At 69.6% G+C, this 26,469-nt stretch carries 23 protein-coding genes; 11 read left to right on the top strand and 12 right to left on the bottom strand.

The window, feature by feature from the left end; all coding sequences use genetic code 11:
- Positions 1-152: 152 nt before the first annotated feature.
- Both ACWELJ_RS17330 and ACWELJ_RS17335 read left to right on the top strand, forming a co-directional pair.
- Positions 153-2,999 carry an ATP-binding protein gene (locus ACWELJ_RS17330; protein ID WP_452367132.1) on the top strand — a complete coding sequence of 949 codons (2,847 nt, stop codon included), beginning with the start codon at positions 153-155 and terminating at the stop codon, positions 2,997-2,999.
- 26 nt (positions 3,000-3,025) lie between these two features.
- Complete coding sequence (locus tag ACWELJ_RS17335) at positions 3,026-3,349, top strand: DMT family transporter (protein WP_452367133.1); 324 nt, start codon at positions 3,026-3,028, stop codon at positions 3,347-3,349.
- A gap of 17 nt (positions 3,350-3,366) precedes the next feature.
- Here ACWELJ_RS17335 and ilvA read toward each other — a convergent pair whose 3' ends face one another.
- Complete coding sequence (ilvA, locus tag ACWELJ_RS17340; RefSeq protein ID WP_452367134.1) at positions 3,367-4,590, bottom strand: threonine ammonia-lyase; 1,224 nt, start codon at positions 4,588-4,590, stop codon at positions 3,367-3,369.
- A 217-nt stretch (positions 4,591-4,807) separates the two neighbouring features.
- Here ilvA and ACWELJ_RS17345 point away from each other — a divergent pair, with 217 nt between their 5' ends.
- The 3 genes from ACWELJ_RS17345 (at position 4,808) to ACWELJ_RS17355 (ending at position 8,219) form a co-directional block, all read left to right on the top strand.
- Positions 4,808-6,298, top strand: a complete 1,491-nt coding sequence (locus ACWELJ_RS17345) for an NCS1 family nucleobase:cation symporter-1 (protein ID WP_452367135.1) — start codon at positions 4,808-4,810, stop codon at positions 6,296-6,298.
- 181 nt (positions 6,299-6,479) lie between these two features.
- The gene (locus ACWELJ_RS17350) at positions 6,480-6,938 is read left to right on the top strand and encodes an RrF2 family transcriptional regulator (RefSeq protein ID WP_452367136.1); all 459 of its coding nucleotides are present in this window, start codon (positions 6,480-6,482) and stop codon (positions 6,936-6,938) included.
- A gap of 9 nt (positions 6,939-6,947) precedes the next feature.
- Positions 6,948-8,219, top strand: a complete 1,272-nt coding sequence (locus ACWELJ_RS17355; RefSeq protein WP_452367137.1) for a globin domain-containing protein — start codon at positions 6,948-6,950, stop codon at positions 8,217-8,219.
- Between the two features lie 84 nt (positions 8,220-8,303).
- Here ACWELJ_RS17355 and idi read toward each other — a convergent pair whose 3' ends face one another.
- The 4 genes from idi to ACWELJ_RS17375 all read right to left on the bottom strand — a co-directional run bounded on the left by idi (position 8,304) and on the right by ACWELJ_RS17375 (position 12,814).
- Positions 8,304-8,894 carry an isopentenyl-diphosphate Delta-isomerase gene (gene idi / locus ACWELJ_RS17360; RefSeq protein ID WP_452367138.1) on the bottom strand — a complete coding sequence of 197 codons (591 nt, stop codon included), beginning with the start codon at positions 8,892-8,894 and terminating at the stop codon, positions 8,304-8,306.
- Positions 8,891-9,763 carry a geranyl diphosphate 2-C-methyltransferase gene (locus tag ACWELJ_RS17365; protein ID WP_452367139.1) on the bottom strand — a complete coding sequence of 291 codons (873 nt, stop codon included), beginning with the start codon at positions 9,761-9,763 and terminating at the stop codon, positions 8,891-8,893. Before ACWELJ_RS17365 ends, idi begins: the two co-directional genes overlap by 4 nt.
- A 105-nt stretch (positions 9,764-9,868) precedes the next feature.
- Positions 9,869-11,392 (bottom strand): family 2 encapsulin nanocompartment cargo protein terpene cyclase, encoded by a 1,524-nt coding sequence (locus ACWELJ_RS17370; RefSeq protein ID WP_452367140.1) that lies wholly within the window; start codon positions 11,390-11,392, stop codon positions 9,869-9,871.
- Positions 11,393-11,407: 15 nt separating this feature from the next.
- Complete coding sequence (locus ACWELJ_RS17375) at positions 11,408-12,814, bottom strand: family 2B encapsulin nanocompartment shell protein (RefSeq protein WP_452367141.1); 1,407 nt, start codon at positions 12,812-12,814, stop codon at positions 11,408-11,410.
- Between the two features lie 345 nt (positions 12,815-13,159).
- Here ACWELJ_RS17375 and ACWELJ_RS17380 point away from each other — a divergent pair, with 345 nt between their 5' ends.
- A complete protein-coding gene (locus tag ACWELJ_RS17380) occupies positions 13,160-16,123 on the top strand; it encodes an AMP-binding protein (protein WP_452367142.1) in 2,964 nt (987 codons plus the stop codon).
- A gap of 123 nt (positions 16,124-16,246) precedes the next feature.
- Here the strand turns inward: ACWELJ_RS17380 and ACWELJ_RS17385 are convergent, their stop codons facing one another.
- A complete protein-coding gene (locus ACWELJ_RS17385; protein WP_452367143.1) occupies positions 16,247-16,654 on the bottom strand; it encodes a nuclear transport factor 2 family protein in 408 nt (135 codons plus the stop codon).
- A gap of 71 nt (positions 16,655-16,725) precedes the next feature.
- Between ACWELJ_RS17385 and ACWELJ_RS17390 the strand changes: the two genes are divergently transcribed.
- Positions 16,726-17,634, top strand: a complete 909-nt coding sequence (locus ACWELJ_RS17390; protein ID WP_452367144.1) for a LysR family transcriptional regulator — start codon at positions 16,726-16,728, stop codon at positions 17,632-17,634.
- 64 nt (positions 17,635-17,698) lie between these two features.
- Here the strand turns inward: ACWELJ_RS17390 and ACWELJ_RS17395 are convergent, their stop codons facing one another.
- From ACWELJ_RS17395 to ACWELJ_RS17405, 3 genes are all read right to left on the bottom strand, one after another.
- Positions 17,699-18,118 (bottom strand): hypothetical protein, encoded by a 420-nt coding sequence (locus ACWELJ_RS17395; protein ID WP_452367145.1) that lies wholly within the window; start codon positions 18,116-18,118, stop codon positions 17,699-17,701.
- 185 nt (positions 18,119-18,303) lie between these two features.
- Positions 18,304-19,443 (bottom strand): dTDP-4-amino-4,6-dideoxygalactose transaminase, encoded by a 1,140-nt coding sequence (gene rffA / locus ACWELJ_RS17400; protein WP_452367146.1) that lies wholly within the window; start codon positions 19,441-19,443, stop codon positions 18,304-18,306.
- A complete protein-coding gene (locus ACWELJ_RS17405) occupies positions 19,440-20,471 on the bottom strand; it encodes a glycosyltransferase (protein WP_452367154.1) in 1,032 nt (343 codons plus the stop codon). Before ACWELJ_RS17405 ends, rffA begins: the two co-directional genes overlap by 4 nt.
- Before the next feature lie 413 nt (positions 20,472-20,884).
- Between ACWELJ_RS17405 and ACWELJ_RS17410 the strand changes: the two genes are divergently transcribed.
- Genes ACWELJ_RS17410 through ACWELJ_RS17420 form a run of 3 tightly spaced genes read left to right on the top strand, consistent with a single transcriptional unit; the run spans position 20,885 to position 23,893 of the window.
- Positions 20,885-23,119 carry a hypothetical protein gene (locus tag ACWELJ_RS17410; RefSeq protein ID WP_452367155.1) on the top strand — a complete coding sequence of 745 codons (2,235 nt, stop codon included), beginning with the start codon at positions 20,885-20,887 and terminating at the stop codon, positions 23,117-23,119.
- Positions 23,116-23,661, top strand: a complete 546-nt coding sequence (locus ACWELJ_RS17415) for a GtrA family protein (RefSeq protein ID WP_452367147.1) — start codon at positions 23,116-23,118, stop codon at positions 23,659-23,661. Before ACWELJ_RS17410 ends, ACWELJ_RS17415 begins: the two co-directional genes overlap by 4 nt.
- A 10-nt stretch (positions 23,662-23,671) precedes the next feature.
- The gene (locus ACWELJ_RS17420) at positions 23,672-23,893 is read left to right on the top strand and encodes a Trm112 family protein (RefSeq protein WP_452367148.1); all 222 of its coding nucleotides are present in this window, start codon (positions 23,672-23,674) and stop codon (positions 23,891-23,893) included.
- Positions 23,894-23,911: 18 nt separating this feature from the next.
- On the opposite strand, the gene ACWELJ_RS17425 is transcribed toward ACWELJ_RS17420, so the two are convergent.
- The 3 genes from ACWELJ_RS17425 to ACWELJ_RS17435 are packed head-to-tail and all read right to left on the bottom strand — an operon-like array spanning position 23,912 to position 26,045.
- Entirely contained in the window at positions 23,912-24,529 is a 618-nt protein-coding gene (locus ACWELJ_RS17425; protein ID WP_452367149.1) for a TetR/AcrR family transcriptional regulator, read from the bottom strand.
- Positions 24,526-25,314: an ABC transporter permease gene (locus ACWELJ_RS17430; protein ID WP_452367150.1), complete on the bottom strand. Its 789-nt coding sequence runs from the start codon at positions 25,312-25,314 to the stop codon at positions 24,526-24,528. Before ACWELJ_RS17430 ends, ACWELJ_RS17425 begins: the two co-directional genes overlap by 4 nt.
- A complete protein-coding gene (locus ACWELJ_RS17435) occupies positions 25,311-26,045 on the bottom strand; it encodes an ABC transporter ATP-binding protein (RefSeq protein ID WP_452367151.1) in 735 nt (244 codons plus the stop codon). The genes ACWELJ_RS17430 and ACWELJ_RS17435 overlap by 4 nt, the downstream gene beginning before the upstream one ends.
- 175 nt (positions 26,046-26,220) lie before the next feature.
- Here ACWELJ_RS17435 and ACWELJ_RS17440 point away from each other — a divergent pair.
- Positions 26,221-26,469: NAD-dependent epimerase/dehydratase family protein (locus tag ACWELJ_RS17440; protein WP_452367152.1), on the top strand; the 249-nt coding region annotated here is incomplete at its 3' end.

The raw sequence follows: 26,469 nt of genomic DNA on the forward strand, positions 1-26,469 counted from the left end.
CTCCTGGTGAGCGGGTGTTCGTTCGGTGTGCTTCCAGCTTCGCCTCCGGGACCCCTCGGTCACATCCGTGGCGACCACGGAAGCCACCACGGAGAGCGACACCGATCGCTGCCCGTACCGCCGCGGCCGATCCCATACGGCAGACTGGGTTCATGGCTGTGACGTTGGAGATCTCCACCCGTGAAGCCGAGGTGCTGGCCCTGGTGGGCGAGCACCTCAGCAATGCCGAGATCGGTGCGCGACTGTTCATCTCGGTGCGCACGGTGGAGAGCCACGTCTCCTCGCTGCTGCGCAAACTCGATGTGCCCGACCGCCGGGCGCTGGCCCAGCACGCCGCCGCCACCCGCGCCGCGAGCCCGCAGGCCGCGCCCGTGCTGCCGACACCGTTGACCTCGTTCATCGGCCGCACCGGTGAACGCGCCGAACTCGCCGAACTGCTCCGGACCCGGCGGCAGGTGACCGCGGTCGGACCCGGCGGCGTCGGCAAGACCCGGCTGGCCCTCGCCGTGGCCGCGGAGGTGGGCGCCGAATTCGCCGACGGCGTGTGGTTCGTCGACCTGGTGCCGGTCGCGAGCCCCGATACCTGCGTGGTCGCGGGCACCGTCGCCATGGCCCTCGGCATCGGCGAACAACCCGGCCGACCCTTCGACCGCGCCGTGCTGGCCGCGCTCGTCGACCGCAATGCCCTGCTGGTCCTGGACAATTGCGAACACGTCCGCGACGGCGTGGCCCCCTTCATCGAAGAGCTGCTGGCCACCTGCCCCGGTGTGCGCGTGCTGGCCACCAGCCGCGCCCGGCTGCTGGTGCCGTTCGAACACATCTACACCGTGCCGCCGATGTCGCTTGCCGGGGAAGGCGATTCGGACGCCGTCGCCCTGTTCATGGACCGCGCGGCGGCCGGCGGCTGGCCGCCCAATCACGCGCTGCGCGACCAGGTGGCGGCGTTCTGCGGACGCCTCGACGGCGTGGCGCTGGCCATCGAACTGGCCGCCGCCCGGTGGACCTCACTCGGATTGGACGGCCTCACCGCCGGTTTGGACGATCAGCTGCGCATGCTGTCGGGCGGCGCCCGCGCCGACGACCGGCACCGCTCGGTCCGCGCCGCCCTCGACTGGAGCCACGCCCTGCTCGAACCCGAGGACCGCACCGTGCTGCGCCGGATCTCGGTGTTCATGGCCGTCTTCCCCGTCGAGGCGGCCGCCGCGGCCGCGGGCGTCGACAAGGGCACGGTGGCAGCCGGATTGGCGCGATTGGCCGAGCAGAGCCTGCTCGTCGTCACCGACACCCCGACCGGAACCCGGTTCCGGGCACTGGAGACCATCCGTCAGTACGGACTGGAACAGCTCGACGCCGCCGGTGAACTCGACGCCGCCCGCGCCGCCCACCTGCGCTGGTGCGCGTCGGAGGCGGCCGAACTCGGCTCCGTGCGCGAGGGCTGGCGGCCCCGATTCGATATCGCCGCCGACGATTTCCGCGCCGGCCTCGGCTGGGCCTTCGAACGCCCGGATCAGCGGACCGACGCGTTCGAACTGGCCCGCGGCTTCGCGCACCTGCTGTTCGCGCGCCACCTCACCGGCGAATCCCAATGGCGCCACGAACAAGCCGCGTACCTCGCCGACGACCCCGCCGTCGCCGCCGACCTGCTCCGCCAGTCGGCCGCCGCGGCGGGCTGCGGCGGCAACGGCGACGACATGTACCGCCTGCACCGCTCCGCCGCCGAATTCGCCCAGCGCGCCGGTGATCCCGCCGCCGCGGCCATCGACCTGGCGACGGCGGCATCCTGCGCCTACCGCTTCTGGGGCAAATTCGAGCGCCTCCCTGAGCGACGTGACGCGGAAGCGCTCATCACCGCGGCGCGAGGGCTGATCGACCCGGCTGTGGCGACCGAGAATGACACTGCAGCGCTCCTCGCCGCGGTGCGGGGCGAGGCCGCTCGGGCGGCGGTCGAATTGGCCGAGACCATCGTGTTCGCCAATCCGTTCACCGCGCCACAGGGCGGCTCGGACATCGCCGCGCCGGAAGCCCTGTCGCGGGCGGAACGGGCCGTCGAGCTCGCGCACGGCACCCGGGATCCGTACGCCGAATCGGCCGCCCTCGACGCGCTCGCCGCCGCCCAGAGTCGCGCCGGGGATCTGCGGGCCGCCGCGGCGACCGCCCGGCGGCGCATCCGGCTGCTGTCGACCACGCCGGACAACCCGGTCGGCACCCACGAACTGGTCGACGCGCTCGGTCAAGCCACCGAATTCGGGCTCGGGGCAGGCGATCTCGCCGGGGCCCGGCGGTGGGGGCGCCAACTGGCCGAACACCCGATGCTGGCCGAGGTCGGCCACACCGCCACCAGCCGCCTCCTGGTCGCGGACGCCCTGGCCGGCAATGTCGACGACGTCCTCACCCACGGCGCGCGCTTCCTCGAGGCCTGGCATCGCGAGGACCGGCCCGCCCGCTCGGCCCTGGGCGCCGCCGTGGCCGGTGTCCGCATGATCCACGGCCTGCGCGACGACTTCGACGCCGAACGCGAATGGACCGGCGTCCTCCAGCAACTCGGCACCCCGGCCGCCGACGCCGACGGCTACCAGGCCGTCTTCGACGCCCTCCTGATGCTCCACCACGGCCAGCCCGAGGACGCCCTGGAACGCACCGAACTCACCGTGGCCGAGGCGAGCGCACGGGTGCCGGGCGCTTGGCTGCCGTGGTACCTGGCCCTGCACGCCGAGGCCGCCGCGTTCGCCGGGAACGCCGATGCCGCAGGCGAATTCGACCAGGCCAGGACGGCGGTCGACGGAAATCCGGTGGCCGCGGCCATCATCGACCGCGCCGAGGCCCTACTCGCCAAGGACCGCGACCGACTGTTGTCCACCGCTGCCACTTTCGACGCCGCGGGCTGCCGCTACCAGGCGGCGCGCACCAGGATCCTGGCCGGTGGGGCGGAGGCAGCCGACGGGGCCGCGGTGCTCACCACACTGGGAGTAGCTCCGATGACCGCGCTGGTGCACCTCTGACGGGTCAGCGTCGCTATTGTGCGGCCATGACCTTGTTGCTGTTGGCGCTGGCGATCGCGTGTGAGGTGACGGCGACGGTGTCGCTGAAGATCTCCGAGGGGTTCAGCAAGGTGGTGCCGTCGATCATCGTGGTGATCGGGTACGGGGCGGCGTTCTACTTCCTGTCGCAGGCGCTGAAGCGGGGGATGGCCATCGGGGTGGCGTACGGGATCTGGTCGGCGGTCGGGGTGGTGGCGGTGGCGACCATCGGGGCGCTGTTCTTGGACGAGCGGATCACGGCGGTGCAGATCGGGGGGATCGTGTTGGTCATCGCGGGGGTGCTGGCGCTGGAACTCGGTGGGGCCCACTGAGATTCGGGGTGGGGCCGTCAGTCCTGGACGCGCACCAGGTAGCCCGCGTCGGCGAGCGCGGCGAGGACTTCGTCGCGGTGGGTGGGGCCGCGGGTTTCCAGGGTGAGCAGGACCTCGACCTCGTCGATGGCCAGCCAGGCGCCGGTGCGGGAGTGGGCCACGTCGAGGACGTTCGCGCCGGTGCGGCCCAGTTCGGAGAGCAGGCGCGACAGGCTGCCGGGGCGGTCGGAGATGGTGACGCGGGCGGCCAGATAGCGGCCCGCGGCGCTGAGGCCGTGGCCGATGACGCGGGTCAGCAGCAGGGGGTCGATATTGCCGCCGGAGAGGATGGCGCAGACCGGGCCCCGGAGTTCGAGTTCCGCTGCGGTGCAGGCCATCAGGGCGGCGACGCCGGCGGCGCCCGCGGGCTCGACGATGAGCTTGGCCCGTTCCATGCACAGCAGCAGGGCCTTGGACAGGGCGTCCTCGTCGACGGTGACGATCCGCGGTGCGAAGTCGAGGACATGCTCGAACGGCACCTCACCGGGCAGGCCGACCGCGATACCGTCGGCCATGGTGGACATCTGCTCCAGCGCGACCGGCTTCCCGGCGGAGAGGGAGGCGGGCCAGGCGGCGGCCTCGGCGGCCTGGACACCGATCACCGTGACCCGCGGGCGCAGCAGGCCCACGGCCGCGGCCACCCCGGCCAGCAGGCCGCCGCCGCCCGTGGGCACCAGCACGGTGCCGACATCCGGGAGCTGGTCGAGGATTTCGAGCCCGACCGTCGCCTGTCCGGCCACGATATCGGGGTGGTCGAACGGGTGCACCAGCGTCGCCCCGGTGCGCTCGGCGAATTCCTTGGCGGCCGTGAGACATTGGTCGACGGTGTCGCCGGTCTGATGCACGGTCGCACCATAGGCCCTGGTGGCCACCAGCTTCGGCAGGGCCGCGCCGACCGGCATGAACACCGTGGAGTCGATGCCCAGCGAGGTCGCCGCCCAGGCCACCCCCTGCGCGTGATTGCCGGCGCTGGCCGCCACCACACCGCGTTCCCGCTCGGCGGGTGACAGATTCGCGATCCGGTTGTAGGCGCCGCGCGGCTTGAACGATCCGGTGCGCTGCAGGTTCTCGCATTTCAGCCACACCGGGTGCCCGATCCGCTCGGCCAGCACCCGCGAACCGACCACCGGCGTCCGGCGGATCACCGGTTCGAGCAGGGTCGCCGCCGCCTCGATCCGCGCCATGAGCTCCATGCGCGTCATGTTGCCAGGAATTCACCTCACCCGCGGGGCGGCGCGACGCCGGGACAATGGCCAATACCGCACACTCGGCCCGGGAAATGTGAAGCACATGTGAACGGGCTGGTCGAAAAAGATATACGGATCACGCAATGACCCGGAAACCGAAAAGCAATCCATGGGGAACGGCTCGTTCCTACCTTGAGCTCACTCATCGGCTTTCGGATCGGATAACCACCCCATGACCGACATCGTCACTCCCGCATCGGCGGGCGCGGAATCAGCAGCGGCGCCACCGGCTCCAGACTACGACCCTCGGCTCACCAATGACGACCTCGCCCCCCTGAAAAAACAGACCTGGGGCTCGTACCACATCTTCGCCTTCTGGATGTCGGATGTGCACAGCGTCGGCGGATACGTCACCGCCGGTAGCCTTTTCGCGCTCGGCCTGGCCGGTTGGCAGGTGCTCGCCGCCCTGCTCATCGGCATCACGATCGTATATTTCCTGTGCAACCTCGTGGCCGCGCCGAGTCAGCGCGCGGGCGTCCCGTACCCGGTCGTGTGCCGCAGCGCCTTCGGCGTGAAGGGCGCCAATATCCCGGCCATCATCCGCGGCCTGATCGCGGTGGCCTGGTACGGGATCCAGACCTACCTGGCCTCGGCCGCGCTGATCGTGGTGGCGGTCAAGCTCTTCCCGAGCCTGGCGCCCTACGCCAAATCCGGTGACTACGGCTTCCTCGGGCTGTCGCTGCTCGGCTGGGGCGCCTACCTGGTGCTGTGGGTGGTGCAGGCCGCCGTGTTCTGGCAGGGCATGGAGTCCATTCGCAAGTTCATCGACTTCTGCGGTCCCGCCGTCTATGTCGTCATGTTCTTCCTGTGCGGCTATCTGATCTACAAGGCCGGCTGGGGCGCCATCGACCTGCAGCTGGGTGCGGTGAAGTACCACGGCTGGGACGCGCTGCCGGTGGTGCTGGGCGCGATCGCGCTGGTGGTGTCCTACTTCTGCGGGCCCATGCTGAACTTCGGCGACTTCTCCCGCTACAGCAAGTCCCTGGCCTCGGTGAGGCGCGGCAACCTGCTCGGGCTGCCGGTCAACTTCCTGGCCTTCTCGCTGCTCGTGGTGATCACCGCCTCGCTGACCATCCCGGTGTACGGCGAGCTCATCACCGATCCGGTCGAGACCGTCTCGCGCATCGACTCCACCTTCGCGATCGTGCTGGGCGCGCTGACCTTCACCATCGCCACGGTCGGCATCAATATCGTCGCCAACTTCATCTCGCCCGCCTTCGACTTCTCGCACGTGAGCCCGCAGAAGATCTCCTGGCGGATGGGCGGCATGATCGCGGCGGTCGGGTCGGTGCTGATCACGCCGTGGAACCTGTACAACAACCCCGACGTCATCCACTACACCCTGGAAGTGCTGGGCGCGTTCATCGGCCCGCTGTTCGGCGTGCTCATCGCCGACTACTACCTGGTGCGCAAGAAGACCATCGTGGTCGACGAGCTGTTCACCATGGCCGAGACCGGGAAGTACTGGTACCGCAACGGATTCAACCCGGTCGCGGTGATCGCCACCGTGATCGGCGCCATCGCGGCGGTGTTCCCGGTCCTGGCCAAGGACGTCTACGGCATGCACACCGCCGCCCAGTACAGCTGGTTCATCGGCTGCGGTCTGGCGCTGGTCATCTACTACGGACTGGCCACACGCACCAAGTTGATGGTCGAGGCCTGAGGGTCATCCCTCACCGAGATCCCTGGCAGCGGTGCCGGACGCTGCCAGGGATTTGCCATTTCGGCGATAAAGCGGCTTCGTCGAATGTGGTGCGGCTTACATATTCCGCACGCTTTTGCGTATTAAAGGGCACAGCCGAAATATTCGGCTTTTCGGAATCGCAATTAGTACCGTGGATCTCATGCAGCTCTCCCGGTTCACCGATCTCGGCTTGCGGTCGCTCATGCGCCTGGCGGTCAGTAGTGGGGCCGACGAGCGCGTCACCGTCAAACTCATTGCGCGACAGGTGAACGCCTCGGAGAACTACGTCGCCAAGGCCGTCTCCAAGCTGGCCGAACTCGGCTATGTCGAGTCCCAGCGCGGGCGCACCGGCGGGATCTTCCTGACCGAAGCCGGCCGCGCCACCACCATCGGCACCATTGTCCGGAAGCTGGAAGGTGCCGAGGAAGTCATCGACTGTGCCGGGGCCAATCCGTGCCCGCTCGCGAATGCCTGCCGTTTGCGGGGTCTCCTCGCGACCGCGCAGAAAGCGTTCTATGCCGAGCTCGATCGGTACCGGCTGTCCGATCTGGTGGATCAGCGAACCGTGGAACTGCTGCATCTGCCGGTCTTCCCGGCAGCGGAACTCATCGACACCTAGGAGACCTTCATGAGGCTCGCGCCGGATTCCGCGCTCCACAACGTCGTCGAATTGGCTGAGCCCAATACCCCGTCGCTGGGGGCCGAGCACGCCGACGTGATTCGTGCGACCCTGCCCTTGGTGGCCGCGCACATCGACCGGATCACCGCGCTGTTCTACACGAGAATGTTCGCCGCCCACCCGGAACTGCTGCGGGACCGCTTCAATCGCGGCAACCAGCACGACGGCGCACAGCAGAAGGCCCTCGCCGCCTCCATCGCCACCTTCGCCACTCATCTCGTGGACCCGGATCTGCCGCATCCGCGGGAACTGCTTTCCCGCATCGGCCACAAGCACGCCTCGCTCGGCGTCACCGAGCCCGAGTACCGGATCGTGCACGAGCACCTGTTCGCCGCCATCGTCGAGGTGCTGGGCGCGGATGTGGTGACCGCGGAGATCGCCGCGGCCTGGGATCGCGTGTACTGGCTGATGGCGCGGACTCTCATCGATGTCGAACGCGAGCTCTACGATGCCGCCGGGGTCGAGCCCGGCGACGTGTTCCGCCGGACGCGCGTGGTGCAGCGGGTCGACGACCCCTCGGGCGTGGCCACCTTCGTGGTGGAGTCCGCCGACCCGGCGACCCCGCTGCCGGGATTCGCGCCGGGACAGTACATCTCGGTCGGCGCGCGGCTGTCCGACGGCGCCCGCCAGCTGCGCCAGTACAGCCTGGTCAATCGCGGGGGCGATGGCCGGCTCGCGTTCACGGTGCGCAAGGTGCTCGCCGAGGCGGGCACACCCGCCGGTGAGGTCTCGACCTGGTTGCACGACACCGTCGTGGTGGGCGATGCCCTCGAGATCACGCTGCCCTTCGGCGATCTCACCATCGACACCGAGGCCACCACGCCGGTCGTGCTGATCTCCGCGGGCATCGGCGTGACTCCTATGGCTGGAATCCTGGAATACCTGGCGGCCGAAGCGCCTACGCGCCGAACCGTCATCCTGCACGCCGACCGCTCCACCACCGCGCACCCGCTGCGTGAGACGGTCGCGGATCTGGCCACCCGGCTGGCGGACGTGTACTGCCGTGCCTGGTACGAGGCCGACGGCCACGGCGTGCTCACCGTGACCGGGATCGAGCTCCCGCAGGACGGGGACTACTACCTGTGTGGCGGCACCGGCTTCCTGCAACACCTCCGGGCCCAGCTGGAATCCGCCGGAATCCCTTCCGAGCGAGTGCATTTCGAGCTCTTCGCGCCCAATGACTGGCTGCTGGACGCGGAGCGCGAGCCCGCTCTCACCTGATATCCGCCGGGTGTGGCGCTGCCCCGGGTGGTGTCGCCGCCGCGATGCGACCCGGCGGCGGTGGCGCCGCCGGGCTGCGGCCGTTCAGCCGCGGGCGGCGATGACCTTCAGTACGCCGCTCAGCCACGGGGTGTAGCGGGCGGGGTCGCCCGCCACCTGCGCGGCGAGGACGTCCGGCCGCACCCACGCGGTGTCGGCCACTTCGTCCGGATTCGGCTGCGGTGCGACCTGGTCCAGCCGCCCGATCACGACGTGGTCGTACTCGAATTCCACGCGGCCGGTGTTCGGGTCGGTGGCCTGGTAGGTGAACGCGCCCACCTCGGACAGCTCCGCGGTGACGCCGAGCTCCTCGTGCAGCCGCTTGGCCGCGGCCTCCAGCACCGGCTGCCCGGGTTCGGGATGCCCGCAGCAGGTATTGGTCCACAGCAGCGGGAAGCGGGTCTTCACCGCGGCCCGCTGCTGCAACAGCACCCGCCCACCGGCGTCGAACAGCAGCACCGAGAACGCTCGATGCAGCTGCCCGGGCGCGGTGTGCGCCGCCGCCACCGACAGTGATCCGCGCGCGTCGCCCCGCTCGTCGACGAGTTCGACGAGCAGGGTCTCACGGTCGGCCACCGGGGTGGCGTCGGATGCCGTCACCGGGGTGGTGCCGGATGCGTCAAGGGTGCCGGTCACCTGCCCACCTTATCGGCGACGATCATCAGGTACTGGAAGCTGCCCTCCTTGTACGAGGTCAGGAAGGGTTTCTCGACCCCGGTGGCCAGTTCGGAGTGGGTGCGCAGCTCCCAGTACGGGATGGTGTCCGGGGTCAGGTCGGTGACCGCGACCGGAACCAGACTGTTGGCCGCCAACGCCTTGAAGTACTCGCTGCGCGGGTGGATGTTGCAGCCGTAGTGGGCGTCGATCCAGCTCACCGAGGAGGAGCGGGCGCCGAACACGTCATTGGAGCAGCCGGTGATGCAGACGTAGCGCCCGCCGGGCTCGAGCAGCCGGGAGAACTCGGCGAACAGCTCGAACAGGTCCACGTACATGGTGGTCTCGTTGGTCCAGATGCCGCGCTTGGAGCCGGACTCGAACCCGGTGTCGAGCATGTTCTTGAAGTGGAACCGCACCTTGTCCGAGACGCCGCGCTCGCGGGCCTGGTCGTTGGCGAAGCCCACCTGGTACTCGGAGATGGTGACGCCGTCCATCCGGCAGCCGAAGCGCTGGTTGGCCATGAAGCTGGTGCCACCGCGGCCGGAGCCGCCGTCCATCAGCGCGTCGCCGGGGCGGATGTCGCCGAGCTGGTCCAGCAGTAAGTCGGCCTGGGCCGTCTCGAGCCGGTGCAGCTCCTTGACCAGGCGTTCCTGGCGGGTCTCCGCCGGACCCTCGAGGACCGACAGATCGGGTTCGCCGATGCCGTAGTGGTGGTGGTAGAGGCCGTCCACCTCGCCGAGTTTGGTGTTGACCCGGTCGTCGTTGGGGTTGTTGTTCCAGTACGACGCGACCGATTTCTGGTACTCGGTCTTCAGCACGGCGTCGGTCTGGGGGTGGAGCGCGGTCATGGCAGGTCATCCTCTCGAATGGGTGATATGACGCTGGAAGTACTGCGCGAACGAACACACCGGAGTGCGGACGAGAACACCGGGATACACGGAATGTGAAGCGGCTCAGGGATTGTCGTTGTAGCGGCGACTGTCCGCGTGCCAGGCGCGGTTGCCGCCCATCCAGGCCCACAGCCCGGTCAGGAAGCGACGCAGTTCCGGGGATCCGGTGGCGGCGAGCGCGCCCGCCTCGGCCTCGAAGCGGTGCACCAGTTCGTCGTGGACCTCGGCGGTGCGCCGCACGGCCTCGCGGCGCGAGCAGTTCTCCTCGGCGGCCAGCACGGTCGGGAGGTTGAATTCCCGTCCGCCCGAGAGATCCTCGCGGGCCATCGAGTAGAGGTCGTTGACCATCTGGCTGGCCAGCGCGGCGGTGGTGACCACCCGCCGCACCCGCGGATCGGAGTACTCCGCGGCCGGCAGCTCGTACCCGCCGACCGCGTCCAGCGGGGCCATACAGGGCAGGAAGCTGTGCGGTTGCCGGTTCAGCAGGTATTCCCACACCGGCGGCATCCGCCCGGCCGCCCGCCAGCCCGCCTCGGCGCCGAGCGCGATGAACCAGCCCGCGATCTCGGTCCGCAACCGGGCCACCTGGGCCGGGGTGGCGAACCGTGACAGATGCTCGAACGAGGTGCGGAAGGCGCGCAGGATCGGATCGGCCCGCATCGCCTCCTCCACCTTGACCTGGTAGCGGGGCGGCAGGTGCACCGGATCCATGGCGGCGGCGGCCAATTCGAGCCGGGGCCCCAGCTCGGCCTCCGCACTGGACTTGCTGCCGTCCGGTGCGATGTCGCTGGCGTCCTCCTCGCAGTAGTAGTCGTCGACCGACCACTCCGAGACCGCGCATTTGGCGACGGCCAGCAAGCGGTCCGCGTCGTCGCAATCCGGATGCGCGAGCATGATCAACCGGCCGAAGTCGGCCTTGCGGAGATCGTCGAGCCGGCCCTCGTAGAGCCCGATCTCCTCGGCCCAGGCGATGATTCCGACGTTCACCGCCTCCGCGAGCGCCGGATTGTCCCGCACCGGCGGTGGACAGTAGAGCGTGGGAATCATCGACCCCCGCGGCTGGGCCCGGTGGGTGGAGGCAGTCCCCAGACCGGTCGGTCCGTGCGAGACCTGGCGGGGCTCAACCGAACTCGGAACCGCACCGGCAACCGGGGTGACCGGTACGGCGGGTGCGGTGGCCGGAGGCGCCGGAATCCGCCCGGAACCGAGGGCCCGGGGGATGGGACCCCGCGGCCGGGCCGGGGAGATCGGCGGCCGCGGCGTCGGCACCGCGCCACCGGCGGGCGCCGGCGGACGCGATGCCTGTCCCGCGAGCTCCGTGATCACTTGGGGGGTGGGTAGGTTCACGCGGAGACTCGGGGCCCCGAGGCCGGAGGGGCCGAGCAGCCGTCGGGGGGAGAGCTCCTCGGGCGCGCCGAGGCCGGGATCGGCGAGGCCGAGGGATCGATCACCCTGGGCCGCCGCGGCGTCGGCGGCGGCGAACAGGGACTCGGGGGCGGTGGTGTCGAGATTGGTCAGCAGGGCGGCGACGGCCGCCGCCACCTCGTGGGTGGCCGGCGGGGCCGCGGCGCGGGAGAGCACCGACATGGGTGGACACCTCGCTCAGTCGGACTGACGGGCGACCAGCACATTGTCGAGAATGCCGAGCGCGTCGGGGACCAGGACGGCGGCCGAGTAGTAGCAGCTGACCAGGTAGGAGATGATCGATTGATCGTCGATGCCCTTGAATCGCACGTTCAGGCTGGGCTCGTACTCGTCCGGAATTCCGGTCTGGTGCAAGCCGATCACGCCCTGATCCTTCTCGCCGGTGCGCATGGCGAGGATGGACGTGGTCTGGGTGTCCGACACCGGGATCTTGCCGCACGGGAAGATCGGCACCCCGCGCCAGGCCGGGACGCGATGCCCGTCCACCTCCACCGGGTCCGGATACAGTCCGCGCTTGGAACATTCGCGGCCGAACGCGGCGATCGCCTTGGGGTGGGCCAGGAACAGCTTGGTGCTGCGGCGCATGGACAGCAGGTCGTCCATATCGTCCGGGGTGGGCGCACCGGATTCGGTGTAGATGCGCTGCTTGAGGTCACAGTTGTTGAGCAGGCCGAAGTCCGGGTTGTTGACCAGGTCGTACTCACGGCGCTCGTAGAGAGCCTCGATGGTCAGGCGCAGCTGCTGTTCGATCTGATCCATCGGATCGTTGAACAGGTCGGCGACGCGGGTGTGCACGCGCAGCACCGACTGGCCCAGGCTCAGCTCGTAGTGGCGGGGCTGGTCGTCGTAGTCGACGTAGGTGCCCTCGAGCAGTGGCTCCCCGGAATGGCCGGAGGAGATGAGGATCTCGGCCTCGCCGTACTTGTTCTGCGGCAGCGCGGGCGCGCTGGCCACGGCGGAAAGGTGTTCCGCCAGTGCCGGAATGTTCTCGGTGAGCTGCTCCACGGTGGAGCGGGCCAGTACCAGCATGGTGGTCGGGGTGACCGTTTTGATGGTGACCGGCCAGATGGCGTCGCCGCTGGTCAGGGTCTCGTCGCCGAAGAAGTCGCCGCCGCCGAGCATGCCCAGCTTGGTGGTCTCGCCGTAATCGCCGGTGCCGATCTTGGAGAGCTTGCCGTGCACGATGAGCAGCACCTGGTCCATGGGGTTGCCGAATTCGGCGACCACGGTGCCGGCGGGCAGGTCCCGCTGCTCGAAGCGCCCGGCCACGGCGGCCAGCACCTCTTCGTCGCCGAAGCCGCGCAGCTGCGGGAGCTCCTGCAGTTCGAGCGGGATGACCCGGGCGTTCGGGCCGTTGATGATGTACTCCACCTCGCCGTTGCCGACGGTGTGGGTGAGCCGGCGGTTGACCCGGTAGACACCGCCCTTCACCTGGGTCCACGGCAGGGAGCGGGTCAGCCAGCGGGAGCTGATGCCCTGCATTTGCGGTTCGGATTTGGTGGTGTGGGCCAGCTGGCTGGCCGCGGTGGTGCTGAGGGACTTGCGTTGGCCGTTCTGGAGCTCGATAGGCAATTCGATGGTCATGCTGCGGTCCTCACCTCGAAGGGCCACCGCGTTCATTGAGCGGTGGAGTCCACGGCAGAGCAGCAGGCCGAGAAGGGGCCTGCAGAAATTAGTCAAGTGAGTGAATTGACAAGCGCGACACTGCGTTCCAGCGATATCGATGGTAGAGGTCCGCTCGGTCCGGCGGACCGAAAAGGCAAAACATGATGCCTGGAATGTTGCTGTATCCCGTAAACCCCGAACGCCCGGTTTGGTTAGCCACGGTTAGCCCGCATGGTGCTGGTCACAGCGCCAGCGCAGTAGGCTGGGGGTATGGCAAGCTCATCGAGACGCGTCGGGGCGGGTGACGCTGGTCAAGGCCAGGAAATGTCTGGGAGAGAAGCCGTGAAATTCAATGCGAGGTCCGTGGTGGGTCCGATCGAGCGATTGGTCGCGACCGCACAGAACGGCTTGGAGGTGATCCGGTTCGGGGGGCTGGTTCACGACATCGAATCGTCACCGTACGAGGTGGTGGAGCGGAAGCGGATGTACCGCCTGCGCCACTACTTCCCCGATGACACCGGGGCCGAGCGCCCCGTGGTGGTGCTGGTGCCGCCCATCATGGTGACCGCCGAGATCTGGGACGTGAATGCCGCCGACGGGGCGGTCGGCATGCTGCATCAGGGCGGAATCGACTGCTGGGTGGTGGATTTCGGCTCGCCCGCCACCGAGGAGGGCGGCTGGGACCGCGACCTCGCCGACCACGTGCTGGCGGTCTCGAGCGCCATCGACACGGTCGCCGAGATCACCGGGCGCGCTGTCCATCTCATGGGCTACTCCCAGGGTGGCATGTTCGCGTATCAGACCGCGGCCTACCGCTACGGCAAGGGCATCGAGTCCATCGTGACCTTCGGCAGCCCGGTCGACGCCGTGGCCGGCATGCCGTTCGGCCTGCCGCACGGGCTGGCCGCCGACGCCGCGGACTTCCTCACCGACCACGTGCTCAACCGGCTGCCCATCACCGATTCCATGGTGCGCCTGGGCTTCCAGGCCCTGGACCCGGTCAAGACCGTCCGCGCCCGGCTGGACTTCCTGCGTCAGCTGCACAACCGCGAGGCGCTGCTGCCCAAGGAGCGCCAGCGTCGCTTCCTCGAGGTCGACGGCTGGCTCGGCTATCCGGGCCCGGCGCTCACCGACCTGCTCCAGCAGTTCGTCAAACACAATCGAATGATGCTGGGCGGCTTCGTGATCCGCGACCAGCTCATCTCGCTGGCCGAGATCAAGTGCCCGATCCTGGCCTTCGTCGGCGAGGTCGACGACATCGGCCAGCCCGCCGCGGTGCGCGGCATCGTGCGTGCCGCCCCGAACGCCGAGGTGTACGAGACCAGCATCGTGGCCGGGCATTTCGGGCTGGTGTCGGGGTCCACCGCCACCAAGCAGACCTGGCCCGTGGTCCGGGACTGGGTCAATCACCTCAGCGGCCGCGGTGAACTGCCCGAGCAGGTCGAGCGGATGAGCACCGAGGTGGTCCGCGGCGGCCCGCGCACCGGGCTGACCCGGGTGGTGCACGCCCTGGGCACCCTGGCCGAGGCCGGGACCAGCGTCGGCAAGACCATCGAGGGCGTGGCCGGGCAGACCCTGCGCGGCACCGTCGAACTCACCAGCGAGGCCGCCCGCGCGCTGCCCCGGCTGACCCGGCTGGGCATGATCCAGCCGCACACCCGGATCTCGCTGGGCCGTCTGCTCGCCGAGCAGGCCCGCCGCGCGCCGGGGCGGGACCTGTTCCTGTTCGACGACCGCGTGCACACCCAGGAGGCGGTCAACCAGCGCATCGACAATGTGGTGCGCGGCTTGATCTCCGTCGGCGTGCGTCCCGCGTCCCGGGTCGGCGTGGTCATGGAGACCCGCCCCAGCGCGCTGGCCGCGATCGCCGCGCTCTCGCGCCTGGGCGCGGTGGCGGTGCTGCTCGCGCCGGGCAGCGAACTGGCCAAGGTCGCCGAGCTGACCGGCACCAAGCTGCTCATCGCCGATCCGGAGAACCTGGCCAGTGCCGCGGCCACCGGGCACCGGGTGCTGGTGCTGGGCGGCGGCGACGCCCGCGAGATCGAGATCCCGCTCGGCGCCGACGTCGTCGACATGGAGCAGATCGACCCGGACCAGGTGGAGCTGCCCGCCTGGTACCGCCCGAATCCGGGCCTGGCCCGGGAGCTGGCCTTCATCCTGGTCACCGGCACCGGTGACAAGTTCGACGTCAAGTACGTCACCAACCACCGGTGGGCGCTGTCGGCCTTCGGCACCGCCTCGGCCGCCGATCTGGGCAAGCACGACACCGTGTACTGCCTTGCGCCGCTGCATCATTCGTCCGGTTTGCTGGTGAGCTTGGGCGGTGCGGTGGCCGGCGGCAGCCGCATCGCGCTGGCCCGCTCGCTCGAGCCCGCCCGGTTCGCCGAGGAGGTGCACCGCTACGGCGTCACCGTGGTCACCTACACCTGGACCATGCTGCGCGACATCCTCGACGCCGACACCTTCGCCGCCGGGCACCCGCACCCGATCCGCCTGTTCATCGGCTCGGGTATGCCCGCGGGCCTGTGGCGGCGCACCGAGGAGCGCTTCGCCCCGGCCAAGGTGGTCGAGTTCTACGCCTCCATCGAGGGCGACGTGGTGCTGGCCAATGTGGCGGGCGCGAAGATCGGCTCCAAGGGCCGCCCGGTGCCCGGCACCGCGCGCGTCGAGCTCATCGCCTACGACCCGCTGACCGACGAGATCCTGGCCGAGGACAGCGGTTTCGCCCGGCGCTGCGCCGACAACGAGGTGGGCCTGCTGATCGGCACGGTGTCCGACACCGTCGACCTGTCCGCGGGCGGGTTGCGCGGGGTGTTCACCCCCGGCGACGCCTGGATGCCGACCGAGAACCTCTTCCGCCGCGACAGCGACGGCGACTACTGGCTGATGGACCGCCGCGACACGGTGATCCCCACGCCGCGGGGGCCGGTCTACACCCAGCCGATCGTGGACGTGCTCAACGACATCACCGCGGTCGACATGGAAGTGGCGTTCGCTCTCCCGGCGCGCGACCGGGTTCTGGCGGTAGCCGCGGTGAGCGTCCGCGACGGATTCACCCTGGCCCCCAAGGATGTCACCGAGGCGGTCCGGGCCCTGGCTCCCGAGCAGCGCCCCGACATCGTCTACGTGGTCGACGACATCCCCCGCAGCTCCACCTTCCGGCCCTCCACCCGCGCGGTGCAGGCCGCCGGCCGGGCCGAGCCCGACGACCGCACTTGGTGGTACAACCGCACCACCGACGCCTACGAGGTGCTCACCCCGGAACTGGCGTCGCGCCTGTTCGCCTGATCGGGTTTCGGGAAAGCGCCCCGGCGGCTGTGCCGGGGCGCTTTTTCGTGCGTGCCGCCAGTTCGTGACAGGCCCGGCAAGTCGTCCTGAAAGTCCGCGAACCGCAACGGGATTCGCCGACCCCTACGGGGTGAGCCGAGTCAGCACCCGCTCCACGAGAGCGGTATCGCAGTGTTCGACGATCTCGGTGATCCGCCCGCCCGCCAAACGCATGACCAGACAATAGGTCTGCGGGTAGGGCTCGCCGGTGAGGGTGGTGCCGGTGGCACGCGCCTGCACCACCACCCGGTCGCCGTCGGCGAGAACGCTGTCGGCCACCATCCGGTAGTCGCCGGCGAACTGTGCCATGAGCGGGCGCAGCAGACCCTGCACCACAGCGGATTTCGGCTCCCACACCGCCGCCCAGGACCAGACGCCGGGGAACACCCAGCGGCAGTCCTCGGCCATGGCGTCGGTCAGGGCGCGGCCATTGCCGTTCGCCATCTCGGCGAAGACGGCGCGAATCGTTTCCTTGTTCTCCAGCGTGCTCATGCCTGCGAAACTACGACCCGCGCGGGCATGCGACCAGCGAGAATCTCGCATGTCAGGTATGACTGGACCGCATGGGTGAGTTCACGGTGACCGGCTTGCGGGTGGTCCGCGAAGCCGCGCGGTCGGGGTCCTTCACGCGCGCGGCGGAACGGCTCGGCTATACCCAGTCGGCGATCTCACGCCAGATCACCCTCATGGAGCAGGTGGCGGGCGTCCCGCTGTTCGAACGGCGGGCCCGCGGCGTGCACCCCACCGACGCGGGCCGGATCGTCCTTCGCCATGCCGACACCGTGCTCGACGCGCTCGCCGCGGCCGGGGACGAACTGCGCAACCCGGTGCCCACCGGACGGATCCGGGTGGGCGCGTTCTCCACCGCCATGGCCGCCCTCGTTCCCGGCGCCATCGCCGGGGTCGCCGCCCGCAATCCCGGTGTGCGCGTCCACCTGCGCGAAGGCACCACGCCATCGCTGCTGGCCGCGCTCACCAAGGGCCGCGTCGATCTGGCCGTGCTGTCGGGCCGCCCGGACCATGGCGAGGATCTGAATGTCGAACCGCTCCTGGACGATTCGCTGTTCATCGCCGTCCACGGCGGGCACCGGCTGGCGGGCCGGGCCAGCGTCCCGATCGCCGAACTGCGCGCCGAAGCGTGGATCGCCGGCAGCGCCGACCCCGGCGATACGCTGCTGGGCGCGTGGTCCGGTGCCGCCTGGCAGCCGCGCATCGCGCACACCGCCCGCGACTGGGTCGCCAAACTGGGTCTGGTCGCCGCCGGTCTGGGCATCACCGTGGTGCCCGGCCTCGTCGTATCGGCGCTGCCCGCACGGATTTCCGTGGTCCGCGTCGACGACCCGGCCGCTCGCCGCCCCACCGTCCTCGCGTACCGCCGTGCCACCACCGCGCCGGATCACCCCATGATCGAAGCCCTGCGCGACTCCGCCGCCACCCTGGCCGCCGAGGTGCGCGCCCGCCTGCGGGAGTGACCCCCGAACGGCGAACGCCCCCGGAGGAAGGAGTCTCCGGGGGCGGTCGAGCCGATGCGGCGGGTTACTGCGCGCTCAGGCTGCTCTGCGAGGTGCAGGACGCGCTGCCGGTGCCGAGCAGCTTCGAGACGATGCTCTGCTCGGAGACGGTGACGTCGGTCGACTGGCTGCTGACCAGTTCCTGTGTGGCCGTGATCGTGTGCTTGCCCGCGGTCTTCGGCGTCCAGGTGATGGTGGCCTGGTTGGCCGCCAGCACCACGCTGGACTGGCCGAACTCGACGCCGTTGTCGCTGAAGTGGACCGTGAACAGGCTTCCGCCGATCGTGGTGTTCGCCGTGACCAGGTACGAGCACCCGACCACCGGGTTCGGGCTCGCGACGATCACATTGTTGATGAGCGCATTGGCGTTGGGTGCCGCCAGCACCGCGACGGCGGCCATGGCGCCGAAGGCGCCCACACCGTAACCAGCTCGCATCTTGCCCATGTATCTACCTCTCAATCCTGTCGGCCAGACGCGCCGACTGGATGTGAAAGGTATCCGCTCCACACTTACCGTGAGCGATTTCGAGAAAAATTCTCTCAGAAAATTTTCGGCTCACAGTTGGTCATATGCCCAGGTTGGGACCGTGACTCGCGGTACCAGATACGTGTTCCGGTCGTCTCCGAGGGCTAGACGGCGAAGCTCGTGACGCCCTCGACGACCCGGGTCAGCTGGGCCTCGGTCAGGCCCGGCCACAGCGGCAGCCGGACCAGCGTGGCCGAGAACTCGGCGCTGCGCACACACGGGGTCGGCGTGCGGCCCAGCTTCGAACCGGCGGGGGAGGAGTCCAGCGGCACGTAGTGGAACGGGGCCACGATGCCCAGACCCGACAGGTGCGCGATGAGCGCGTCCCGGCGGTCCTCGGTGGGGACCCGCAGGTAGTACAGGTGCGCGGTGTGCTCCCGATCCGAGGGCACCGACATCAGCCGAATGTCGTTGCGGGCGGCCCAGTCCGGCAGCGTCGCCGCGTAGTGGTCCCACACCCGGTGCCGATTGCGCTGAATCGTGTCGAACTCCGCCAGCTGCGCGTCCAGCACCGCCGCGTTCAATTCACTGGGCAGATACGAGGATCCGATGTCCTGCCACGAGTACTTGTCCACCGCGCCGCGCAGGAAGCGCGCCCGGTCGGTGCCCTTCTCGCGAATGATCTCCGCACGCGCCATGAGGATCTCGTCGGTGAGCAGCACCGCGCCGCCCTCACCGCAGTGCACGTTCTTGGTGTCGTGGAACGACAGCGCGCCGACCGTGCCGATACTGCCCAGCGGACGGCCGCGGTAGGAACCGCCCAGACCGTGCGCGTTGTCCTCGATGATGGCGAAACCGTGGGTGTCCGCCAGCCGTTGCAGCCCTTCCATATCCGCGGCCACACCGCCGTAGTGGATGACCACCACGGCCTTGGTGCGCGGAGTGACCGCCGCGGCCACCGACTCCGGATCCAGGCTGCCGGTCGCAAGATCGATGTCGGCGAACACCACCGTGGAGCCGCGCAACGCCATCGAGGTGGCGGTCGAGGTGAACGCGAAGCTCGGGACGATCACCTCGTCCTCGGGCCCGAGTTCCAGCAGCAGCCCGGCCATTTCGAGCGCGTGCGTGCACGAGGTGGTCAGCAGCGCGTGCGGCGCCCCAGTGATGTCGCGCAGCTTCGCGGTCGCCGCCGCGGTGAACGGACCGTCGCCGTGACTGTGATCCGACGTCAGCACGGCTTCCACATTCGGCAGCTCGCGCGCGGCGCGGAACGGGCGGCTGAAGATGATGCGGTCACTGCTCACGCGCGGGGATCCCCCTCGATACCGTCGAAACGAATTGCGGTGTGGCGGATTCCGGCGCCCGCGGCCTGCTCCGGGCGCGGCGTCGGCGAATCCACCGTCAGATACAGGGGCTTGCCCACCAGCACATGCAGTGCGACCCCGAGGTATTCGGCGATCAGGCCCAGCGAGAACAGCACCGCGCCCGAACACAGCAGCAGCACCGTCATCAGCGACGCCCAGCCCTCCGGATCCCGGCCGCTGTTGGTGAGCGCGTGGTACACCACCCAGCCCGCCATGCCCAGCCCGCCCAGCGCCAGCGTCACGCCCAGCATGCTGACCAGGCGCAGGCCGCGAGTTCCGCTGCACAGCACCATCTTCCAGAACAGCGAGAACAGACGGCGGTAGTTGTAGCCGGACTCCTCGCGGCCCTCGGCGCGCAACTGCACCGGCACCTGCGCCACCTCGCCCACCACCCAGGTGAGCGCCACGTCCAGGTACACGCCGTTGGAGGCCACCCGGGCCAGCTGCCGTGCGATATCGCCGCGGATCAGCCGGTAGCTCTCGAACCGGGTCGAATCGGGGAAGGCGAACAGGGTCGCCAGCACCAGCTTCGCCCCGCGCGAGGTGATGTTGCGCAGGAAGCCGTGCGGGCGGGTGTTGACCGGCTTGGAGTAGACCAGATCGGCGCGCTCGTTCAGCGCGGCGTCGAGGAAGTCGGCGATGAACGCCGGATCGTGCTGACCGTCCTCGTCCATGGTGACCGTCCAGTCGCCCTGGGCGGCGGCCATGCCCGCGATGGTGGCGGCGTCCTGACCGTAGTTACGGCTCAGCCACACCACCCGCACCTGCGGGTAGGTCTCGGCGAGTTCGCGCAGCACCACATCGGAGCGATCGGGGCCGTGATCGTGCACCAGCACGATCTCCTCGACCCGGAAGCTCGCGCCGCGCGGCGTGGTCACCGGCTCGCCGAGCTTGTCCAGTTCACTGACCAGCGAGGCGATGGTGTCCTCACCGCGGTACACGGGCACCACGACGGAGACCGCGTGCACCCGCGCCGGGCGGTCGCCGGCGGAGGTCACGCTAGGGTCGCTCGCGTAGGTGCGGGCGGACGGAATCGGCATCAGCTGAATGTACTTTCGATGACGGAGTGCGCCGGAACTCCACACCGGAAACCGGAGCCCGAGCCGTCGTGAACTCTAACACGCTGCTCGGCGCGGCATTCGGCGCGAAGTGTCGGCATCGGCCCATCATTCCCCATCCCCGCCGGAGGCGACGGATCGGCGTAACCGGGATGGACGGCCCGGTCGCCGAGTGCCCCCGTCACCACGGCGTCGGTGCCATCGACAGCACCGCCCTGTAGGGTCTGGAACTCGTGGTGGACAGCTCAGTTTCCCAGGCGGTCGGGGCCGCCGAATCCGGGCCGGACGAAGACGACGCGGCGCGCCGCGCGACCCGGCGTGAGGTGTATCGCTGGGGCGGGGTGACCGTCCTCGGCGTGATCCTCGGCTACCTCGCCGTGGTGCTGGCCAACCCCCGCCACTTCTTCACCGACGACACCGAATCCCAGTACACCGGACTGTGGGTGTTCTTCGGCCGCGCCTTCCGCGACGGCCACTTCCCGCTGCTGCAGCCCCAGCAGTGGATGACCGGCAACTACACCAATGAGGAAGCGGGACTGTTCAACCCGCCGCAGCTGCTGATCGACCTGATCGCGCCCTCGGTGCCGAACCTGGCCCTCTACGCCACCATCGTGAAGGCGATCTTCGCGATCATCACCGGGCTCGGCGTGTACCGCGTCTGCCTGGTGTACGGCGCGCGCCCGCAGTGGGCCGCGGTCGCCGGGGTGGCCATGCCGTTCACCGGATTCTTCCTGTTCTTCGACGAGGCCAGCTGGTTCACCGCCATGGCGGGCACCGCGTGGATGATCCACGCGTGGGCGTCCTCGGAGCGCTACCTGCGCGGCCAGGGCGGGCCGATCCCGGTCTTCGTCTACCTGTACCTGGCCATCTCGGTGCAGTACGTGTTCCCCGCGGTCGAGGCCGTGCTCATGCTCATCGCGGTGGCCGTCGGCTACCTGGTGGTCCGCGGCCCGCGCACCTGGCCGCAGTGGCGTGCCGCGTTCGGCCCGCTGCTGCGCCTGGCCACCGCCGCGGGCTGCGCGGGCGCGGCCGGGCTGCTGACCTTCCTGCCGTCCATGCTGTCGGCGCAGGTGAGCTGGCGCGGCAATTCGCAGATCAATAACGACCAGTTCCTGACCGTGCCGTGGTCGGAGTCGCTCAACGCGAGCCTGCCCACCACCATGCCCGCGTTCAGCTCGTGGTGGGGCTATGTGCAGCCGCTGCCCATGACCTACGTCGCCTGGTTCCTGATCCCGGCGCTGGCCTTCGTGGATTGGAAGGCGGCGCAGAAGCACTGGAAGCAGTTCGTCGCCATCGCCCTGTTCGCGTTGATGGCGTTGATGTGGACCGCCGGGCCCGGCACCGTCGGGCCGCTGCGCTGGCCCGCCCGCGTGCTGCCCATGCTGGCGCTCGGACTGCTGGTGCTGGTGTGCGTGCTGCTGGGCCGCTTCGCCACGCTGAAGGACCGAAACAACCGGATCATCGCGGCGCTGGTGCTGGTGCTGGCGCTGTGGGTGCGCACCTTCTCCGCCGACCCCCATCAGGTGCTGTGGCATCTGGGTTCGGCCGCGGTGGTGATCGCGCTCGGCTTCGGCGTGGTGTGGCTGGGCCGCACCCGCGGCGCGTCGGGGGCCACCGCGCTGGTGATCGCCGCCATGGTGCCGATCGCCTGGTTCCAGGTGTGGTGGGTGCAGCCCACCCCGATGTCGTGGAACCTGCCCGCGAATCGTCATGAGGCCATGGCCGCGTTCCCGGAGTTCTCCGGCGGCACCACCATTCAGCTCGCCGAACGAGGCCTGCTGCAGCCCGCCGACAAGAGCCTCGACGGGGCCTACGGATCGCTGGTGTGGGGCAACTACGCCAAGGACCTGGAAAAGGACTACGTCAACGGCTACACCCCCAACGGGCACTTCTACTTCGGCGAGATGCTGTGCATGCGATGGGATTCCAGCGTCTGTCCCGACGCCTACCACCGCCTGTTCAGCCCCGAGCCGACCACGGGCCGTATCCTGGCCGACCTCATGCTCATCGACCGGGTGGTGCTGCAGAAGGCCATGCTGCCCGACGCCGGTGACCAGCCCGCCCCCGAGGGCTGGCATTTCGTGGACGTCCCCGGCCACGAGAAGTACATCTGGGTGCTCGAACGCGACAACGGCCCGATCTCCACGGTCAACGGCCGCGTCGGCGACGCCCACGATGTCACCGCCACCTCGATCGAGGACACCGACACCACCAGCCGCGTGCGCGTCTCGTCGGAGACCGGCGGCCGGGTCACCTTCGCCCGGCTGGGCTGGCCCGGCTACCGGGTCACGCTCAACGGCAAGACCATTCCGTTCCACACCGTGTCGAAAGTCTTCGTCGCCGTGGACATTCCGGCCGGCACCGACAACGCCGAACTGGAACTGAGCTGGCGGCCGCCGGGCTGGAAGATCGGAATCGCCAGCGCCGGAGCCGGACTCGTCGGGCTGGGCCTGCTGCAGTGGCTCTACGTCCGCTCCCGCCGCCGCGGCCTGGACGCGCCCGCCGCCGAACAGCTCGACGACGAGCAGGATCGCGAACTGGTGGGTTCGGCGCAGTGACCGACGCGCAGCACCGGCTGACCGGCGAGGCGGCAATCACCGGAGGCCACTCACCCGGCCCCGATACGAACGCGCCCGGGCACGGCGAGAACGCGCCGGCCGGTCCGCTGCTGCGCCTGGTTCGCCGCCAGGAGGTGGCCTTCGCGCTGGTCGGCGGGTTCAACACGCTGATGGGCATGGTGCTCACCATCTTCTGGCTGACCGTCCTGGGTGACACGGTCTCCGAGGACGTGGCCGCGGCCCTGTCGGTGGCCCTGGCCTACGCGGTCGGCATGGTGATCGCCTTCGCCCTGCACCGCACGCTGGTGTTCCGGGTGCGCGGCCACGTGCTGCGCGACTTCGTGGCCTTCGTCGGCGTGAACGCGGTCGGCATGGTGCTGAACATGGTGCTGCTGCAGCTCGCCGTCTCGCTGCTGCACGCCCCGGCCAAACCGGCCGCGGTCGTGGTCATGGGCCTGGTCGCGGTGGCCAGCTTCTTCGGCCACCGCCACATCAGCTTCCGCCGCCCCGCCGATTCCGTCGCCGCGACGCCCGACCGGTAGGTTGTCGGACATGTCGGAGGAAATCCTGGACCCCACCCTGCTGAGCCTGCTGGCCTGCCCGCAGGACAAGGGCCCCCTGCAGCTGGTCCACACCGCCACCGGTGACACCGTGCTCTACAACCCCCGCCTGCGCCGCGCCTACCCGGTCGACAACGGCATCCCGGTGCTGCTCGTCGACGAGGCCCGCGACGTCTCCGACGACGAGCACACCCTGTTCCTCACCCAGGACTGACGCGGTTCCCGGCCCCGCTCAGTCCGCGCTGAGCCCGTCGAGGTCCCCGGTGAAGTAGCGCTGCAGCGTGGGGCCGACGGCGCGGGCCAGCTGGTCGATCGGCATCGAGGCGATCGGCTCGAGCCGCAGGATCTTGCGGGTCACCAGCAGGCCCGCGAGCTGCGAGGCCGCCAGGACGGCTCGCCGCGCGCCGGTTCCCGGCGGCGAATCCACCCGGGGCCGGATCGCTTTGAGCACCACCTCCAGCAGGAAGGTGCGCGCCAGTGTCGGATCGTCGCTGGCGAGCATGCTGCGGAACGCGGCCACCGCGGGCATCCCGACCGGGGAGTCCCAGATGCCGACCACGGTGCGAATGATGTGCTCGCCCAGCTCTTCCAGGGGGACCACCGCGAAACCGTCCAGGATCTCCTGCGGGTCGATCGGCAATTGCAGTGCCGCGGCGAACAATTGGTGCTTGGTGCCGAAATAGTGGTGCACCAGCGCCGGATCCACCGCGGCCGCGGTCGCGATGGATCGGATCGACGCCCTGTCGAAACCGACCTCGGCGAACCGCACCCGGGCGGCGTCCAGAATCGCCTCCCGGGTGCCGGAATTGCCCGGCCGCCGTCCGCTGCGGGTGCCGGAGCCGCTCGTCACGCCGTGCGCCGGCGTAGCGTGGCCGCGCCCAGACCCAGTGCGACAGCGGCGAAGACGGCCACGACGGCGATATCGCGCCACATCTGACCGGTCGCGCCGGTGTGCGTGGACACCTGCTCGAGCGCGTCGACCGCGTAGCTCAGCGGCAGCACATTGCTGATCGCCTCCAGCCAGCTCGGCAGCTGACCGCGCGGCACCAGCAGGCCGCACAGGAAGAACTGCGGCAGCACGATCACCGGCATGAACTGCACGGCCTGGAATTCGGTGCGGGCGAACGCACTGGCCAGCAGGCCCAGGGCGACACCGAGCACCGCGTCGATCACCGCGATCAGCACCACCAGCGCGGGACTGCCGGCCGCGTTCAGGCCCAGCAGCCAGAACGCCACCAGGCACGCCACCCCCGCCTGCGCGGCCGCCGCGATGGAGAACGCGGTGCCGTATCCGGCCAGCAGATCCAGCTTGGACAGCGGGGTGGTCATCAGCCGTTCCAGGGTGCCCGACACCCGTTCGCGCTGCATGGCGATGGCGGTGATCAGGAACATGACCACGAACGGCAGGATGCCGAGCATGGTGATGCCGATCCGGTCGAACAGCCGGGGCGCGCCGGGCATCATCGGATAGTTCTTGTACACGAAGTACAGCAGCGTCATGAGCAGCGCTGGTACCAGCACGATCATGGCGACGGTGCGGTGATCGGCGCGCAACTGGCGCAGGATGCGCACCGTGGTGGCGGTGTAGCAGCCCAGCGGGCGCGGGCCCGCCGGACGCGAAAGGGTCGTGGTCACAGCTCTTCTCCCATCCGGATCAGCTTCAGGAAGGCGTTCTCCAGGCTGGATTCGCCGGTGTCGGAACGCAATTCGGCGGGGGTGAGCTGGGCCAGCAGCCGGCCCTCGCGCATGAGCAGCAGCCGGTCGCAGTGCTCGGCCTCGTCCATGACGTGGCTGGACACCAGCAGCGTCCGGCCTTGCTCGGCGAGCGCGTCGAACTGCTCCCACAGATCCGCGCGCAGCACCGGATCCAGGCCCACGGTCGGCTCGTCGAGCACGAGCAGCTCCGGATCGGCGACCAGCGCGCAGGCCAGGGACACCCGGGTGCGCTGCCCGCCGGAGAGCTCACTGCCGCGATGGCCGGAGTGACTGCTCAGGCCGACCGCGGCCAGGGCGGTCGCGACCTCGGTGCGCGAGGCCCCGTAGAGCGCGCCGAAGTACGCCACATTGTCGGCGACGGTGAGGTCGTCGTAGATGCTGGGCGCCTGGGTCACGTACCCGACCCGGCGCCGCAGCGCGCGCGATCCGGCCTCGTCGCCGAGTACCCGCACGGTGCCGGATTCGATGATCTGCGTGCCGACGATGCTGCGCATGAGCGTCGTCTTGCCGCACCCCGACGGGCCCAGGAGCCCGGTGATGCTGCCCTTGGGCACGGTCAGGGAGATGTTCTGCAGAACCTGGTGCCCGCCGCGGCGCACTTCCAGGTGCTCGATGGCGATGGCGTCGGTGGTTGTCGCTGGTGCCGTCACGGTCACCCTCAATTCATCGAGTGTTGAATTCACTACGCGATGAATTGTGCGCCGGTCGGCGACGCGAGGCAAGACCCCCGCGTGCCGGCCGAGGCGATCTGACCAAATCGTGACGAACCCGGCGACCTCGGCCGGTCCGGGCGCATTCCGGCGGCACTGCGGCCAGAATCGCCGCATGCGTGTACTCCTGACCGGCGCGGCCGGATTCATCGGCTCGCACATCCACCGCGCGGCGCTCGCCGCCGGCCACGAGGTCGTCGCGGTCGACCTCATGCTCGCCGCGGCTCACGGCCGCGACGCCGTCCCCCCGCCCGGCATCACCCCGGCCGACGTCCGCGACCCGGACGCCCTGGCCGGTCAGCCCGTCCACCTCGGTGTCGGCCGGGCACGTGAAGCTGGTCGTCGGCAGCGACCTCGAGATCCC

The organism is Nocardia sp. NPDC004582 (assembly GCF_053602115.1).